Annotated in this window: 14 protein-coding genes; 7 read left to right on the forward strand and 7 right to left on the reverse strand. The window is 71.5% G+C overall.

The window, feature by feature from the left end; genetic code table 11:
- Positions 1 to 45 precede the first annotated feature (45 nt).
- Positions 46 to 2,955, reverse strand: a complete 2,910-nt coding sequence (locus ACZ7PG_RS34165; RefSeq protein WP_470243269.1) for an AfsR/SARP family transcriptional regulator — start codon at positions 2,953 to 2,955, stop codon at positions 46 to 48.
- Between the two features lie 329 nt (positions 2,956 to 3,284).
- Here ACZ7PG_RS34165 and ACZ7PG_RS34170 point away from each other — a divergent pair, with 329 nt between their 5' ends.
- From ACZ7PG_RS34170 to ACZ7PG_RS34200, 7 genes are all read left to right on the forward strand, one after another.
- Positions 3,285 to 3,560: a peptidase inhibitor family I36 protein gene (locus tag ACZ7PG_RS34170; RefSeq protein ID WP_470243270.1), complete on the forward strand. Its 276-nt coding sequence runs from the start codon at positions 3,285 to 3,287 to the stop codon at positions 3,558 to 3,560.
- Positions 3,561 to 3,708: 148 nt separating this feature from the next.
- Positions 3,709 to 4,584: a universal stress protein gene (locus ACZ7PG_RS34175; protein WP_470243271.1), complete on the forward strand. Its 876-nt coding sequence runs from the start codon at positions 3,709 to 3,711 to the stop codon at positions 4,582 to 4,584.
- 170 nt (positions 4,585 to 4,754) lie between these two features.
- Positions 4,755 to 5,195, forward strand: coding sequence for a hypothetical protein (locus ACZ7PG_RS34180; RefSeq protein ID WP_470243272.1), 441 nt, complete (start codon positions 4,755 to 4,757; stop codon positions 5,193 to 5,195).
- Between the two features lie 7 nt (positions 5,196 to 5,202).
- Positions 5,203 to 6,156 (forward strand): magnesium transporter CorA family protein, encoded by a 954-nt coding sequence (locus ACZ7PG_RS34185; protein WP_470243273.1) that lies wholly within the window; start codon positions 5,203 to 5,205, stop codon positions 6,154 to 6,156.
- Between the two features lie 189 nt (positions 6,157 to 6,345).
- The gene (locus ACZ7PG_RS34190; protein ID WP_470243274.1) at positions 6,346 to 6,756 is read left to right on the forward strand and encodes an ArsR/SmtB family transcription factor; all 411 of its coding nucleotides are present in this window, start codon (positions 6,346 to 6,348) and stop codon (positions 6,754 to 6,756) included.
- Positions 6,753 to 8,417, forward strand: coding sequence for a SulP family inorganic anion transporter (locus tag ACZ7PG_RS34195; RefSeq protein ID WP_470243275.1), 1,665 nt, complete (start codon positions 6,753 to 6,755; stop codon positions 8,415 to 8,417). Before ACZ7PG_RS34190 ends, ACZ7PG_RS34195 begins: the two co-directional genes overlap by 4 nt.
- A 156-nt stretch (positions 8,418 to 8,573) precedes the next feature.
- Positions 8,574 to 9,041, forward strand: a complete 468-nt coding sequence (locus ACZ7PG_RS34200) for a hypothetical protein (protein ID WP_470243276.1) — start codon at positions 8,574 to 8,576, stop codon at positions 9,039 to 9,041.
- Here ACZ7PG_RS34200 and ACZ7PG_RS34205 read toward each other — a convergent pair.
- The 6 genes from ACZ7PG_RS34205 to ACZ7PG_RS34230 are packed head-to-tail and all read right to left on the reverse strand — an operon-like array spanning position 8,923 to position 16,120.
- Entirely contained in the window at positions 8,923 to 11,592 is a 2,670-nt protein-coding gene (locus ACZ7PG_RS34205) for a cation-translocating P-type ATPase (RefSeq protein ID WP_470243277.1), read from the reverse strand. The genes ACZ7PG_RS34200 and ACZ7PG_RS34205 overlap by 119 nt on opposite strands.
- The gene (locus ACZ7PG_RS34210) at positions 11,589 to 12,695 is read right to left on the reverse strand and encodes a carboxylate-amine ligase (protein ID WP_470243278.1); all 1,107 of its coding nucleotides are present in this window, start codon (positions 12,693 to 12,695) and stop codon (positions 11,589 to 11,591) included. The genes ACZ7PG_RS34205 and ACZ7PG_RS34210 overlap by 4 nt, the downstream gene beginning before the upstream one ends.
- 5 nt (positions 12,696 to 12,700) lie before the next feature.
- Entirely contained in the window at positions 12,701 to 13,210 is a 510-nt protein-coding gene (locus ACZ7PG_RS34215; protein WP_470243279.1) for a flavodoxin family protein, read from the reverse strand.
- Between the two features lie 11 nt (positions 13,211 to 13,221).
- On the reverse strand, positions 13,222 to 13,491 hold the full coding sequence (locus ACZ7PG_RS34220) for a DUF1876 domain-containing protein (RefSeq protein WP_470243280.1): 270 nt from the start codon (positions 13,489 to 13,491) through the stop codon (positions 13,222 to 13,224).
- Positions 13,492 to 13,500: 9 nt separating this feature from the next.
- Positions 13,501 to 15,123 (reverse strand): NAD(P)-binding protein, encoded by a 1,623-nt coding sequence (locus ACZ7PG_RS34225; RefSeq protein WP_470243281.1) that lies wholly within the window; start codon positions 15,121 to 15,123, stop codon positions 13,501 to 13,503.
- 1 nt (position 15,124) lies between these two features.
- Positions 15,125 to 16,120: a thiamine pyrophosphate-dependent enzyme gene (locus ACZ7PG_RS34230; RefSeq protein WP_470243282.1), complete on the reverse strand. Its 996-nt coding sequence runs from the start codon at positions 16,118 to 16,120 to the stop codon at positions 15,125 to 15,127.
- Position 16,121 lies beyond the last annotated feature (1 nt).

Below are 16,121 nucleotides of genomic sequence, written 5' to 3' on the forward strand. Positions count from 1 at the left end.
CTGACGAGACTGCGCGGCACTGTGGCTCGGGTCAGCACTCCACGGCTACGACGTCCTTGCCGCTGGCCGCAGTCCACGGCCGGCGAGACCGCGATAGCCGTGGAATTCAGCGATTCGCAGGGCCGCACCGAAGTAGTGGTCGGCCTCTGCCCGGGTACCGGCGGCGCGGTGGATGTGGGCCAATTGCAAGAGTGCCTCGCATTCCTCGAAGCGGGTACCGAGCCGACGTGTGAGGTGGAGCGCGTGGTGGGCGTTGAGCAGCGCGAGCCGGTACTGACTGCCCGCGAGGTGGCCTGCAGCCAAGGCGGCATACCCGGCTGCTTCAGCGGCGGGGTCGGCGGCGGACTCGATCGCGGTTTCAGCGAGTTGCACCGCGCCCGCGTGGTTGCCGACGCCGGCATGGACCGTACTGAGCACCGTGAGTGCGGACGCCTCGGTGCTGCGGTCGTTGATGCGCCTGGCCTGTTCGGCGGCTTCTTCGGCGGCGTGACGCGCTGCGACGTAGTCACCGACACGAACGCCGACCCGGGCGAGCAGGACAAGAGCGCAAGATTGGAGGTCATCGGCCACCTGCGTGTAAATGGCCGCGGCCTTCGTCACGTCCCCACGGTATTCGTGCAAGATGCCGAGGCTCAGCTGACGACATGGATTGGGCGCGTCCTCCAGCGCGATCGCCTCCGCGAAAGCAGTGGTCGCACGCTCCAGGTCTCCGGTGGTCAGGAGAAGCGAGGCGAGGTTGCTCAATACAGCGGTCATGCCGCGGCGGGACCGCAGTGCTCGGTAGAGGTGCAAGGCGGCTTCGAAGTGCCTGATAGCGGGCGGGAAATCGCAGCGGACGGCGTGGCATGCCGCGAGGTGGTTGTGCGCCACCGCGCACAGATCGGGCCGGCCGGTGGCGTTCGCCGATTCCAGCCCGATGCGGGCGAGCTCCGGCCCTTCGACAGACCAGTTGGTCATGCAGTACCCACGCAGGGCGTCGACGAGCCGGCACACCAACACGGGGTTATCGCGCGTGTGGGCGTAACGGACCGCAGCGACCAGATTGAGGAACTCAGTCCCGAACCATGCCCGAGCGGCATCCCGATCAGCGAACGCATCCGGATGCGAGCGCGACCCGGGCAGGCGCAGCATGGGCGAGTACAAGAGATCTGCCGCCGCGTCGGCATAGACGAGATAGTGCCCGAGAAGCGCTCCCGTCGCTGCGTCGCTGTCGTCCTCGGTCTGGGCGCGTTCGGCAGCGTAGTGACGGAGCAAGTCGTGCAGGCGGTAGCGGTTCGGTGCGTGCTCTTGAACCAGGTGCGCGAAAGCCAGCCGCTCCAGCTGGCGGGTGATCACTGCGGTCGGCGCGCCGGTCAGCGCACCGGCCGCATCCGGCGTGATGTCGCCCCCGGGCACCAGGCCGAGCAGGCGAAACGTGCGACGGGTAGCGCCGTCGAGAGCCTGGTACGACAGATCGTAGGCAGCGCGGACCGCACTGGTGTCGCCGTCGACGGTCAGGCTGTTCAGCACACCGTGACTGCGCATGTCGGCGAGGTGGTCGGCCACCCGGCGCCCGGCGCGGTGCCGAATCTGCGCCCCGGCGATGCGCAGCGCGAGGGGCAGCCGCGCACACGTCTCGGCGAGTTCGGCGGTGGCCGCCGATTCTTCTGTCGAACGTTCTGCGCCGATAGCAGCGGTGAGCACAGCGACAGCGTCGGCCGGGGGCAAGACGTCCAAGCTGATGCGGTGGGCACCCTCGAGAGCGATCAGTCCATCCAGGCGGTTACGGCTGGTGACCACGACCGCGCAGCTCGACGCCGCCGGCAGCAGTGGCCGGACGTCAGCGGCGTCGGTGACGTTGTCCACGAGGCAGAGCACGCGTTTCGTGGCCAGCACCGACCGGTACAGCGTTGTTGCCTCGATGACGTCGTGCGGAATCTGCTGAGCCGGGACACCGAGCGCCCGGAGGAACCGCGCAAGGACCGAGGCGGGACCGCACGTGTCGTGGAGGTCTGCGTAGAGCTGGCCGTCGGGGAACCTCTCGCGGGCTCGGTGCGCCCACTGGGTCGCGAGCTCGGACTTGCCGGCTCCTGCAGTCCCGGCGATGACCACGAGGCGTGGACCGTCGCCGGAGAGCAAGTGCCGGTCGAGCGCGAGGAGTTCGGCGTGACGCCCACGGAATCCGGTGGCGGCCCGGGGCAGCTGCGCGGGCGTCACGGGCAATGCGGCGGGAACACCGCGTTGCTGCAGGACCGCCAAGTGAGCGTCGCGCAAGTCGGGTCCTGGCTCGGCGCCCAGCTCGCCGGCCAGCCGGTCGCGGATGACGCCGTAAGCGTCGAGCGCGGCCGCCTGCTGCCCGGCGCCGGCCAGCGCAAGCATCAGCAGTGACCACAGCCGTTCGTGGAGCGGGTGATCGGCGACCAGCCGGCGCAGCTCACCGGCAACGTCGGCGCACGCCCCGAGGTTCATCCGAGCCCGGCAGTCGTCCTCGACGACAGCCCACCGGGCCTCGAGCAGGCGCTGGGCCTCACCATCGATCGCCGGGGTCGGGGGTAGACCGGACAGCGGTTGCCCTCGCCATAGGCTCAACGCCTGGCCAAGCAGCTGTGCGGCCAATGCGTCGTCTCCGGCCAGGAACGCACGATGCCCGTGATCGGCGATGCGGTGGAACCGTTCGACGTCGATCTCGTCCGGCCGGGTTTCGATCAGGTACCCGCCCGCCCTGGCCTGAATCCGCTGCCCGCTGTCCAACGCGGCGAGCTGCTGTCGCAGCCGCGAAACGTGCGTCCGCAGGTTCGCCATCGCCGACGCCGGCGCAGCTTCCCCCCAGACGACTTCCACCAGCCGCCGCAGCGGCACCACCACGTTGGGCGTCATCAGCAGGGCCGCAAGGACAGCGCGTTGCCGCTGGGAGGTCAGCCGCAGATGCTCGGCGCCAGATCGCGCGTCGACCGACCCCAGGAGCAGGAACTCCACGAGACCCTCCGCTCGATCCCTCGTTATCCCTCAATGTTCGCCGGATGTGCTGATCGTGTACAGCCCGGATGCGATCGTGAAACCGCGGATCGCTCGCAGCCGGCACGCACGGGGAGACGAGGGGGCTCGCCGTTCGACCCGCTGCGGGCGACCCGCGAAAGTAGCAATGACCATCCGGACCATCCGCCCTCCCCAGCGCGACCCGTGTCCGCCTCCGTCTTAGCAGTCCGGCCAGGCCGATGCGGAAAACCGCCAAGCGGTTCACACGGATGGCCGTGCACGCCAGTGCTTTGGCCACCCGACGGGGCTAATTTTCAGGACCAGTCGGCATGGCCGGCACTCATTCGAGTAATCACAGTGCGGCGCCGTCGAAACAGGCGAAGACCGCGGTCACGTCGGTGGCCCACACGACTGTCGCCGCTTCGGGAAAACCCGCTCCGGCGACCTGGGATGCCGAGACCGGCGCCACACTCGCCCCGTGGGACTGCAGTCTCGGCGATGTCTGTTTCTGGAACGGCTTCGGCGGCACCGGTGGGCGATGTATGTGGAGCGTCACCGACCCGGACTGGACATCGGGTGCCATTCGGTGTTCCGTCGATGGGTGACCGCCAGGACCGCCCGAATCGGGAATGCGGGCCGCGAGAACCTCCGAGCTGCGGCCGGAAGTCCCGCCTCCGGAGGACTTCCGGCCGCAGCCCTGCAGCACCACGCCGCCCTACGGTCGGGCCACGACACCCGTATTCAGGAGCTGGCATGACCACTACCCACCGACCGATCGTCACCGGAGTGGACGGGTCGGGCGAGGCGCTCGACGCCGTCCGTTGGGCCGGACGTGAGGCTCGCCTGCACGACGCTCCGCTGGAGATCGTGCACGCCCTCGACTTCTCGGCGCTGCTCGCCGGCGGCGTCGTGCCCCCGCCGGAGGAGATGAAGGACGTCCTCCGCGCGCACGGGCAGCGCTACCTGCGCGCGGCCCAGGAGATCGCCGAAGCGCAGGGCGCACCCGCCGTCACCACCCGGCTCGACTCCGACCGGGCCGCGCAGTCACTCATCGAAGCGTCGCGTAAGGCCTCGCTCGTCGTCGTCGGCTCGGGCGGACGCGGGCGGCTCACCGGTCTCCTCGCCGGCTCGGTCGCCTCGGCCGTCGGCGCACACGCCTTCTCCGACGTGGTGGTCGTCCGCGGTGACTCCTGGGACGCGCCCGGCGTGGAAGACCGGCCGATCGTCGCCGGGATCGACGGCAGCGAACCGAGTGGCCGGATCCTGGCGACGGCGGTCGCGGAGGCGCGGGCACGGCACACCCGCCTGGTCGTGGTGCACGCGTCGGCCGACGACCCACCCCGCCCGGAAGCCGAACCGCACCTGGACCCGCGGACGGTCACCGATGCCGGTCAGCGGCTGCTCACCGGCCTGGCCGATGCGCACGACGCCGGCGACGTCCGCATCGAGCGGGTCGTGGTCCGCGGCCATCCCCGTCGCGAGCTGATCGAACGCAGCGCCACCGCGCAGCTCGTCGTGCTCGGAGACCGCGGCCGCGGCGGCTTCCCCGGCCTGCTGCTGGGCTCCACGGGCCAGGCCCTGCTGCACAACGCGACGTGCCCGGTGTACCTCGTCCGCACCACCTCCTGAGCCACCCCGGAGCGGCCAGGCTGCCTCCCGAGACGACCGAAGTCCTCACCCGGATGGGCCTTCGCCCCCTCGGAACCGGGGCCACCGGGCCCCGGGATCCGGGGCGGTCCGGCCCTCGTCGCCCGGCCTCGCGGAGCGGACTCTGGATCACGACGAAAGCGAGGCACACCATGGACACCCAGCCCGGAACCACCCCGGCGACGACCGCCGAGCCGACGTCCCTCCGCCGCAACCGCCGTGACCGGCTGGCCCTGTGCCCCGCCGACTTCGTCGACCCGCGCTACGCCGACGTCGCCGACCAGCGCCTGGCGCGCACACTGACCGCGGAAGACCGGTCCGAAGAGGACGGCCTGGAGGCGCTGGAGCGCGTCACCTGCCGCACCCACCGGCGTTGGCTGCACGACTGCGTCGCGTCCCCGCTGCACGTCGTCATCGTCACGGGCACCCGCTGGTGCCGCACCTGCGAATGCGCGCTGAACGTCGCGATCGACCAGCTCGCCGGCGACGTCTCGGTGTGCTGCCCGTCCTGCGGCGAAACGCCCTCGACGCGCGCCACCCGCCAGCTGGTCCGCGCCTGCCGCGCGAGCCTGGCCGCCGCGCACGACCGCTGAGCCGACGATGACGCGCAGCCGGTTGTACCGCAGCGGTGTCCTCGAGCGGGAAGACTTCCCCGCCGCCGAAGCCGCCTACCACCTCACCGACCCGTCGGTGACGCTGTGGCTCGACCTGGACGCTCCCACCGCGCAAGACCTGGCCGCCCTCGCCGGCGAGCTCGGCCTGCACCCGCTCGCCGTCGCGTCCGTGCTCGACGACGACCACCAGCGGCCCAAGCTCGTGCACTACGACCGGCACTCGTTCCTCGCCGCGTACACCGTGCGCGTCACCGAAGGCACGTTGGCGGCGTCGGAGATCGACGCGTTCCTCACCGAGCGCGTGCTGATCACCGTGCACCACAACAACACCACCGACATCGACGCCCTCACGGAGCGGTGGGACAGCACTCCCGAACTCGCCAAGAACGGCGCCGCGTTCCTGCTTCACGGGCTGCTCGACTACCTCGTCGACGGGCACCTCGACGCCGTCCAGGTGCTGGACGAGCAGGTCGAAGCGCTCGAGGACCTGGTGTTCGCCGACCACGTCGACCACACGGACCTGCAGCGCCGGTCCCTGCGCCTGCGCCGGAGCCTCAGCAGGCTGCGTCACCTGGCCGTGCCGATGCGGGAGATCGTGGCCTCGCTGATGCGCCGCGACGACACACTGCTGCCGTACTTCCAGGACGTCTACGACCACGTCCTGCGCGTGACGGAGTGGACGGAGTCCCTGCGCGACCTGATCGCGACGATCCGCGAGACCCAGCTGAGCATCCAGGGCAACCGGCTCAACACGATCATGAAGAAGGTGACGAGCTGGGCGGCGATCATCGCGGTGCCGACGGCGATCACCGGCTTCTACGGGCAGAACATCCCCTACCCCGGGTTCGGGCAGGCCTCGGGCGTGTGGGTCTCGACGCTGGCCATCCTGGTCATCTCCGCCACGCTGTACGCGCTGTTCAAGCGCCGGGACTGGCTCTGAACTCCTTTGGTGGCAGGGGTTCCTGACCGCCCGGTTGTCCGTATACCGGATCTCCGCCGGTCGTGGTCGCCCAGACCGCACGTGCCCTCGTGCCCTGGGCTGCCCCAGGACCACAGTCCCCTCCGTCGAAGACCGACGATCCGACCGGTTGATGGATTGATATAGTCATCAAACCAGGAGGTGAAGCCGATGCCCGCGAGGTCCCGGACGACCGAGCCGCTCTACCGGATCAAGGCAGACCTGTTCAAGTGCCTTGCCCACCCGACCCGTATCCAGGTGCTGGAGGTACTGGCCGCCGCAGGCGACGAGGGCACCGCCGTGACCAAACTGCTCGAAGTGACCGGATGCGAGGCTTCGCAGCTCTCCCAGCACTTGGCCGTCCTGCGCCGATGCGGGGTGGTGACCTCGACACGCACAGGCAACGCCGTGGAGTATTGGCTCGCGCAACCCCTGGTCGCCGAAATCCTCGTGGTCGCCCGCGCCTTCCTGCTGTCGAGTCTCCGGCCAGGATCGGATCAGCTTCGGCTGGCCCGGCAACTGCCGCCGCTTCCCGGCGCGAGCCCGCAGGCCATTCTCGACGCTGTCGCGGAGCGCGTGTGAGAGGGCTATCGGCGGTCAAGGCCCTGCTTCCCACCCGCGACGACTACGACTTCCGTCCTTCGGTCGTACGGGTCGATGTGATCGCCGGGGTGACCGTCGGGGTCGTGGCGCTTCCGCTGGCGCTCGCGTTCGGCGTCAGCTCGGGCGCCGGCGCCGCGGCCGGGCTGGTCACGGCCGTCGTCGCCGGAGTGGTGGCCGCGATCTTCGGGGGTTCACCGGTGCAGGTGTCCGGGCCGACCGGGGCGATGGCCGTGGTGCTCGCCCCGATCGTCGCGACCCACGGCGCGTCGTCCGTGGCCCTCGTGTCGATCATGGGCGGCGTCCTCGTCCTCCTCGCCGGCGCGGCTCGGCTGGGCCGGCTGGTCGGCTACCTGCCCTGGCCGGTTGTGGAGGGCTTCACGCTCGGGATCGCCTGCATCATCTTCTTACAGCAGGTCCCGGCCGCGGTGAGCAAGGCTGCGGCCCCGGGGCAGAACTCTTTCCTGGCCGCGCTGACCGCCGTGGCGCACTCGGGGTCCGAGGCCGGCTGGACGGTGGCCGTCGTCGTCGTGGTCGCGGTGATCATGCTCGTCCTACCGCGGCTGCACCGCGGGATTCCCGCGTCGCTGGTGGCGGTCGCCTTGACGACCATCGCCGCAGAAGTCCTCCGTGTGCCCGTTCCGCGGATCGGCATCCTGCCGGACTCGATCGACGTCGCCCTGCCCTCGTTCACGCCCGGCACGATCGGCGACCTGGCCGGAGGAGCCGTCGCGGTGGCAGCCCTGGCCGCGATCGAATCCCTGCTTTCGGCCCGCGTGGCGGTGGCGATGACCCGCGTCGGACCACCCGTCGGACCGACGCGGCCAGACCGCGAGCTCGTCGGGCAGGGGCTGGCCTCGATCGTCAGCGGCCTGTTCGGCGGAATGCCGGCCACCGGCGCGATCGCGCGCACGGCGGTCAACGTCCGTTCCGGGGCGCGGAGCCGGCTTTCCGCGGTGGTGCATGCCGTTGTCGTCATGGCGGTGATCTACACCGCCACCGGACTGGTGTCCCGGATCCCGCTGGCCGCCCTGGCCGGTGTCCTGATGATCACCAGCCTGCGGATGGCGCCCGCCGGCACGATCCGCGACGTGGTCCGCGCGAGCAGGTCCAGCGCGGTGACCTTCGCCATCACCGCGGCCGTCACCGTGGCCGCCGACCTCATCCTCGCCGTCGAGATCGGTCTCGTGGTCGCGGCGTTCTTCGCTCTGCGGACCGTCGCACGGGCGGCCGGCGCCCGCCTGGAGCCGCTACCCGGCGCCGCCGCGGCCGGCGATGAGCACATCGCGCTGTTCCGGTTCGAGGGCGCCATTTTCTGGGGCGCCTCCGAACGCGTTCTGGCCGGAATCGCCGGCGCGGCCGGCGACGTCCGCGTCGTGATCCTCCGGCTGTCCCATCTGCACCTGCTCGACGCGACCGGCGCGAAGGCACTCGGTGACACGATCGAGGACCTCGAGGCGAGCGGAGTCACGGTGCTGGTCAAGGGCGTACAGGAACGTCACCACCACGTGCTCGCCGCCACCGGCGCGCTCAGCCGGCTCGCGCACGAAGACCATCTCTTCACGAGCCTCGACGACGCTGTCGCCCACGCACGGTCGCACGCTCGGCGCGCCCAGGCCGTCTCGGCCCCGTCGCCCGGCTGACCCCACGCCCACTCGGGAGCGCGCACCTGAAAAGCGCGACGTCAACGAGTCACAGGAGACGGCAGTCAGGCCCACCGACCACGGGCGACCGCGCCAGTGCAACCCCGCACCCGGGCCGTCTCGTCCAGGAAGCACCGAAACCGAGGAGGGCTCTCCATGAGAAGACTGTCCGCCGCCTCGGGCGTGCTCCTTCTCGTCCTGGGCGCGTCCGCATGCGGGCGCAACGAGCAGCTGCCCGGAGGCGGGGACGCGCTGTGCTCTCCGTCGTACGATCCCCGGGAGCTCGTCGAGCACGGCCCGCTGTACCCGGCGTTTCCCTCCGGCCTGCCGACCGCCCCAGGACGTCCAGCGGACGAAACCCGCTCGACGGACGCGGCCGCGATCAGGAAGATCGCCGGCGCCGCGTGCTCCCTGCCCACCCCGCCGCGGGATCTGGCCTGCACCCTCGAACTGGGACCGAGCTACGAACTCCGGTTCCTCGACGCCCAGGGCCGGACCACGACCCTCACCGCCGAAAGTCACGGCTGCCAGTTCGTCGAAGGGCTCGGTCTCCGCCGGTTCGACGCGAGGCCCCTCTGGGAAGCCCTGATCGCCGCCGGTCTCCCCGCACCGCGCCCCCGGTGAACCGCAGCCAGAGCAGCTTGTCCACCTCTACGACCGCGAACGCCGCCACGGCGGCCCCCAGCACCCACAGCCACGACGCCGCACCGACGGGCGCCGTGTGGAACCACGTGTTCATCACCGGCACGTACGTGAGCACCAGCTGCAGCCCGGCCGTCAAGAAGATCCCCAGCGCGAACATCCGGCTGTGCCCCGGCCACGCCCGCAGCACCGGGCGGTCGAGCGAGCGGCAGCTGAGCAGGTAAGCGGCCTGGACGCCGACGAACACGTTGATCGCGGTCGTCCGCGCCTCCTCGACCGACGAACCCGAACCGAGCTGCAGGCGGTACGCGGCGAACGCGACCACCACCTGCAGAAGCGAGACGAGCACGACCCGGCGCAGCAGCGACGCGGTGAACAACGGCCGCGACGGGGGCCGCGGTGGACGCCGCATCACGCCGGGCTCGGTCGGTTCGAACGCCATCGTCAAGCCCAGGAACACCGCCGTGGTCATGTTGATCCACAGGATCTGCACCGGCACGATCGGCAACGTCACGCCGAGCACGATCGCCACCAGCACGACCATGCCCTCGCCGATGTTCGCCGGCAGCGTCCAGGCGATGAACTTGCGCAGGTTGTCGAACACCCCGCGGCCCACCCGCACGGCCGCCTCGATCGACGCGAAGTCGTCGCCGGTCAGGACCATGTCCGCGGCTTGCCGGGCCGCGTCGGTCCCGCCCGCGCCCATGGCGACGCCGATGTCCGCGCGACGCAGCGCCGGAGCGTCGTTCACCCCGTCGCCGGTCATCGCGACGACGTGCCCGCGCCGCTGCAACGCCTGCACGAGCTCGAGCTTCTGCCCCGGCGACACCCGGGCGAACACCGGGGTTTCCGCCACGGCCTCGTCGAACTCCGCCGGCGGCAACTCCGCCAGCTCGGCTCCGGTGAGGACCCGCGCGGAATCGGCCAGTCCGACCGCGTCCGCGACCGCGAGCGCCGTCCCGGCGTGGTCACCGGTGATCATCTTGACATCGACTCCCGCGCTGCGGCAGGCCGCGACCGCGGCGACCGCCTCCGGGCGCGGTGGATCCTGCATCGCTTGCAGTCCCAGCAACGCCGGCACCGGAGTGAGCCTCGCGAACGCGAGAACCCGCAGTCCTTGGCCGGTCAGAGTCCGGTGCAGCCCGTCGAGCGCGTCCCTGTCGAGCGGACGCTCGCCGCCACCGGGCAGCACCTCGGTCTCACAACGGGCCGCGACCTCTTCGACCGCACCCTTGAGATACGCGACCCCGCCGTGGACCGTGGTCATCGTCCGGGTTTCGGACTCGAACGGGACAGTCTCCGTCCGCGGCGCGGCGGCCCGGATCGCGGCCGGATCCAGCCCGGCCTCGAACGCCGAGGCGAGCAGCGCGATCTCCGTCGGATCGCCTTCATCGAGTTCGGCGTCGTTGCAGAGGACGCCGGCGACGAGACACTCTCGCAGCGTGCTTTCCGCTTGTGCCAGGGGAATCAGCTCGCCGGCCGCCGCGAGGGTGGTGACGGTCATCCGGTTGCGGGTCAGCGTGCCGGTCTTGTCCGTGCAGATCACCGTCGTCCCGCCGAGGGTCTCGACCGCCGGCAGGTGCCGGACGATCGCGCCGCGCCGCGACATCCGCACCACGCCGATGGCCAGGACGATCGCGACCGCGGCCGGCAGCCCCTCGGGGATCGCGCCGACGGCGAGGGCGACCACCGCGGTGAACATCTCCGGCGCGGGCGTGCCCCGCACGACACCGAGGGCGAACGCCCCGGCCGAGACCGCGACGATCGCGATGCTCAGCTGCCGGGAGAACCGGGCCAGTTTCCGCGTCAACGGCGTCGTGACGACTTCCGCCGTGGCGACGAGGTGCTGGATGTCGCCCAGCTGTGTCGCGCCGCCGGTGGCGGTCACCAGACCGCGAGCCTGGCCGCGGGTCACCAGCGTCCCCGAGTACGCCGAGCCGGCGCGGTCGGCGACCGGAGCCGCCACGGGCACCGCATCGACGGACTTCACCACCGGCACCGACTCCCCGGTCAGCGCGGACTCGTCGATCTCGGCCAGGTGCACCTCGGCCAGCCGCACATCCGCGGGCACGCGGTCGCCTGCCGCGAGCTCCACGACGTCACCGGGCACGAGCCGCGCGGCCGGGATCCGTTGCGGGACACCGTCCCGGACGACGGTCGCCGCCACCGGGACCATGGTCGACAGCGCCTCCAGGGCCCGCTGGGCCCGTGACTCCTGCACGAACCCGACCACGGCGTTCAGCAGCACGACCCCGCCGATCACCCCGGCGTCGACGCGACCGCCGAACACCCACGTCACGACGCCCGCGAGCAGCAGGACGTAGATGAGCGGGTTGTGGAACTGCACGAGGAACCGCCGGATCGGCCCCGGCCCGGCGGGCACACTGACGGTGTTGGCGCCGAAGCGGCTCAGCCGCGCTTCGGCCTCTTCGCTGCTTAGTCCGCGCCCGGGATCGACGCCGAGCCGCTCGGCGACCGCGGGCACCGGCAGCGCGTGGAACTCGTTCGTGTCCATCACCGTTCCGGAGCTCATCGTGCCGCCTCCAGGCTCTCGTCGTCCGTACCCCGAGTTACCGCGGCCAGCCGGGCGGCGAACGCCGCCGGAGTTTCCGACGCCGCTCGGAGCGCACGCTGCCGGCCCGCGCCGCCACCCCGGGACCCGAGGGCGCAGCACCCCCGCCGCACCTCGTCGAGGTCGCCGGCGGAAAGCAAAGCCGGCCGGACGTAGGCCAGCAGGTCCGCGACGAGCTTCTCCGCCGGGGCCGGCGATCCGGTGGTGATGTCCAGACCCGGCCCGGCCAGGCCGTGCCGGGCGGCGGTGCGCAGCGACCGCGCGACCATCGAGTCCGGCGGCCGCCGCAGCGGATCCCCTTCACCGAGCGCCGTGATCACGAGTGCCCGCACCAGGCCGGCGAGCACGACGGTGTCGCCGACATCCAGGCAGACGTCGGCGATCCGCACCTCCACCGTCGGGTGCCGCGGCGAAAGCCGGGCGTAGAAGTACACGCCGCGGGCGTCCGGTGCGGCTCCGCTCCGGATCGCCTCCCCGACCGCCGCGTCGTACTCGGCGACGTCGCGCCACGCCGCCGGCGGGCGGGCCGTCGGCCACCGCGACCACAGCGGGTACCTCGCGCTCGCCCAGCCCGAGTCGAGGCCGTCGACGTACGGCGAGTTGGCGCTCAGCGCGAGGAGGACGCCGAGCCACGGCCGCAGCCCGGCGAGCGCCCGTACGCCGGCGGCACGGGACGGGATGCCGACGTGGACGTGGCAGGCACAGGTCCCCGCGCCGCCGACCAGAGCCGGGAACCGCGTCGCCAGCTGCTCGTACCGCGCGTCGGCGGTGACCAGAGGCGTGGTCCCGAACGGCGCGACGGCGGTCGCCACGGCCAGGCACCCCGCGTCGCCCGCGGCCTCGCTCACCCGGTGGCGCAGCCGGGTCAGGTCCGCGCGGACCTCGGCCAGCGACCGGCACACCCCCGTCAGCGTCTCGATCTGGGAGCGCAGGAACTCGGGCACCACACCGGGTTCGCCGCTCAGCGCATCGAGGACCCGCGGCGCAGCGGGAACGGTCATCCCGGTCCGGGCGTCCAGCAGCACGAGCTCCTCCTCCACCCCGATCGTCAGCGGACCCCCCACGACGATCAGGACACGATGCGGCCCAGTGCCGCACCCCACGCTTCGGCCCGCTCGGCCTCTCCGGCCTTCAACCCGGCGTCGGCCGGGCTCGTTTCGACGAAGAAACTCTCGGCGGGTACGACGAGACGGGACCCGAGCCGGCGCAGGCGCTTGGCTTCGCCGAGCGACGCCGCCCCGGTGAGCACGCGAGCCTTCTCGACGCGCGTGTCGAAGGTCGCGGCCGGCAAATCGGCCGGCACCGTTTCGAGGGAGTCCAGCCACTCGCGCACGCCGGTCCGCGACCGGGGCGGGTCGTCCACCTGGTCCGCGGCCGACTTCCGGGTCGTGGCGCGGCTCATGCCGTGCACGTGGGTCGGCCCACCGACGATGAGCAGGTCGACACCGGTGAGGTCGGGTGGCGCTTTGTCGACGTTGACCACTTCGACCGGGGCGGTCACGGCCAGCCCCTTGCCGATGGCCTCGGCCACCTCTTCGGTGGCGCCGAACATCGATTCGAAGACGACGAGGATCCGCATGTCCATTCCTTTCAGCGGTCGAGCCGGACGGGCTTGCGGGTGAGCGCTTCGATGTCGCCGGCCGCGCATTCGAGCAGGTTGTGGGCCAAGTCGCTGAGCGCCCGCGAGGCCGCCAGTTCGTCCCCGACCTCGGGTACGCCGCGGTCGGCCGGGTTGAGCCGGGCGGTCCCGGTCCCGGAGATCCGGGTGTCGTCGGCGGTCTCCAGCCGGGCGGTGGCCCGGGTCCGGCCGTCGTCGTCCTCGTCGATGTGCACCTCGACGTGCCAGCGTTTCTCGTGCACGGCTCCTCCTCAGGATTCTTCGGGCACCATTTCGATGGCGCCGCAAGGGCATTCGGCGACGCAGATCCCGCATCCTTTGCAGTAGTCGAGATCGATCGCGTAGCGGTCCCCCGGTTCGAGCTTGATCACGGCGTTGTCGGGGCAGACGCCGTAGCAGTTGTCGCATTCGAAGCAGTTGCCGCACGACAGGCAACGGCGGGCTTCGAACAGCGCGGTCGACGGGTCGAGCCCACCCTTGATCTCGTCGAACGTCGACACCCGCCGGGACAGGTCGAGGTGTGGACGGACCTTCCGGTCGGCGTCGCTGTAGTACCAGGTGTTGAGGTTCTCGAACGTCGCCGGGCGCGCGAGCGGCGGCGAGGCGACGGCGGTGCCCCGCAGCCAGGAGTCGATCTCCCTGGCCGCCTTGGCGCCGTGCCCCACCGCGACGGTCGCGGTGCGCCCCGAGGGCACCATGTCGCCGCCGGCGAAGACGCCCGGGTGCCCGGTCATCCGACCCGAGCCGACGCGCACCACACCGTCCGCGCGCTCGACGTCCGGGAGTCCGTCCACCAGGGACAAATCGGTGTCCTGCCCGAGGGCCAGCACGACGCTGTCGGCGGCCAGCCGCTCGAACTCGCCGGTCGGCTGCGGGAACCCGGACTCGTCCAGCCTCATCTTCTCCACCGTGATGCCTTCGCCGTCTATCTCGCTGATCGTCGACAACCAGCGCATCGCGACGCCTTCTTCGACCGCTTCCGCCACTTCCGACTCGTGCGCCGGCATCCGGTCACGGGTGCGGCGGTAGACGACCACGGCGTCGGTGGCGCCGAGCCGCTTCGCGGTGCGGGCGGCGTCCATCGCGGTGTTGCCGCCGCCGTAGACCGCGACCCGGCGGCCGAGCAGCGGTCGTTCACCGGCTTCCAGGTCGTGCAGCAGCGAGACGGCGTCGAGCACCCGCGCGGAATCACCGGCCGGGATGTAGGCCCGCTTGCCGACCTGCGCACCGACTGCGAGGAACACCGCGTCGAACCCCGTCTTCGCCGCCACGACGTCGGTGACGCGGCAGTTCTGCTCGAAGACGACGCCCATGTCCCGGATCCGGCCGACCTCCGCGTCGATGACGTCGCGCGGCAGCCGGTAGCGCGGGATGCCGTAGCGCAGCATCCCGCCCGGCTCCGCCTCGGCGTCGCGGACGGTGACGGCGTGCCCGAGCCGGGCCAGGTGGTAGGCGGCGGACAACCCGGCGGGACCGGCACCGACGACGAGCACCTGCTTCCCGGACGGCTCCGCGACCGGGATCGTCCAGCCGTGCTTGATGCCCTCGTCGCCGAGGAAGCGTTCGACGGAGTTGATCCCGACGGCTTCGTCGAGCTGGCCGCGGTTGCACGCGCTCTCACACGGCCGATAGCAGATCCGGCCGAGCACGGCGGGCAGCGGGTTGTCGGCCATGATGCCGCGCCACGCGTCCTGGTAGTCACCGGATTCGGCGTGGTAGAGCCACTTCTGGATGTCCTGCCCGGACGGGCACGCCTGGTTGCACGGCGGCAGCAGGTCCACGTAGACCGGCCGCTCTGAACGCCAGGCGCCGGTCTTGTTCGCCCGGCTCGAGCCGACGTCGAGCGTGATCGCGAACGGCTTCTCGTGCGCCACCTCAGGCCTCCCCGAGCAGGTTGTAACGGCGGATGTTCCGGTCGGCCTGCGCCTGGATCCCGGCGATCACGCCGGTCCGCGGTTCGTCACCGAACAGGTGCGCGTACCGGGTCTGCAACCGCAGGTAGTCCTCGACGGGCACCCGGTGGCGGATCTTCGAAGTGGCGACGACTTCGCCGCGCTCGGCCTCGAACACCGGGAAGATCCCGCTTTCCTTGGCCAGCCGCGCGATCCGGATGGTGTCGTGGGACGCGCTGCCCCAGCCGAGCGGGCACGGGACCAGGACGTGCAGGTAGCGCGCGCCGTGGAACTCCATGGCCCGCGTCACCTTCGTCTCCAGGTCACGCAGGTCCGCGACGGTCGCCGTTGCCACGTAGGGGATCTCGTGCGCCATCGCGATCATCGGCAGGTTCTTGCCCTGGCCGAACACCGCACCGGGCTCGGGACCGACGGTCGGCGTCGTCGCCGTGCGCGCGGCGGCCGGGGTGGCCCCGGAGCGCTGGACGCCGGTGTTCATGTACGCCTCGTTGTCGTAGCAGATGTAGAGCACGTCGTCGTCGCGCTCGAACATGCCGGACAGGCACGCGAACCCGATGTCGACGGTCCCGCCGTCCCCGCCCTGCGCGACCACGCGGACGTCGTCGCGGCCCTTGGCCTTCATCGCCGCGGCGACGCCGGTGGCCACGGCCGGGGCGTTGCCGAACAGCGAGTGCAGCCACGGGATCCGCCACGACGTCTCGGGGTAGGGCGTCGAGAACACCTCCAGGCAGCCGGTCGCGTTGACCGCCACCATCCGGTTCCCGGTCGCGCGCATCGCCGCGTCGAGCGCGTACCGCGCGCCCAGGGCCTCGCCGCAGCCCTGGCAGGCGCGGTGCCCGCAGTCGATGGAGTTGATCCGCTCGCGGTCGGACTGGACGCTGCGCTGGTCTTCACCGAGCAGCCGCCCGCCGACCGCGAAGCTGCCGGTCTGGTAGAACTTGATCGGCATCACCGCCATG

This window comes from Amycolatopsis sp. NPDC114504 (assembly GCF_055633595.1).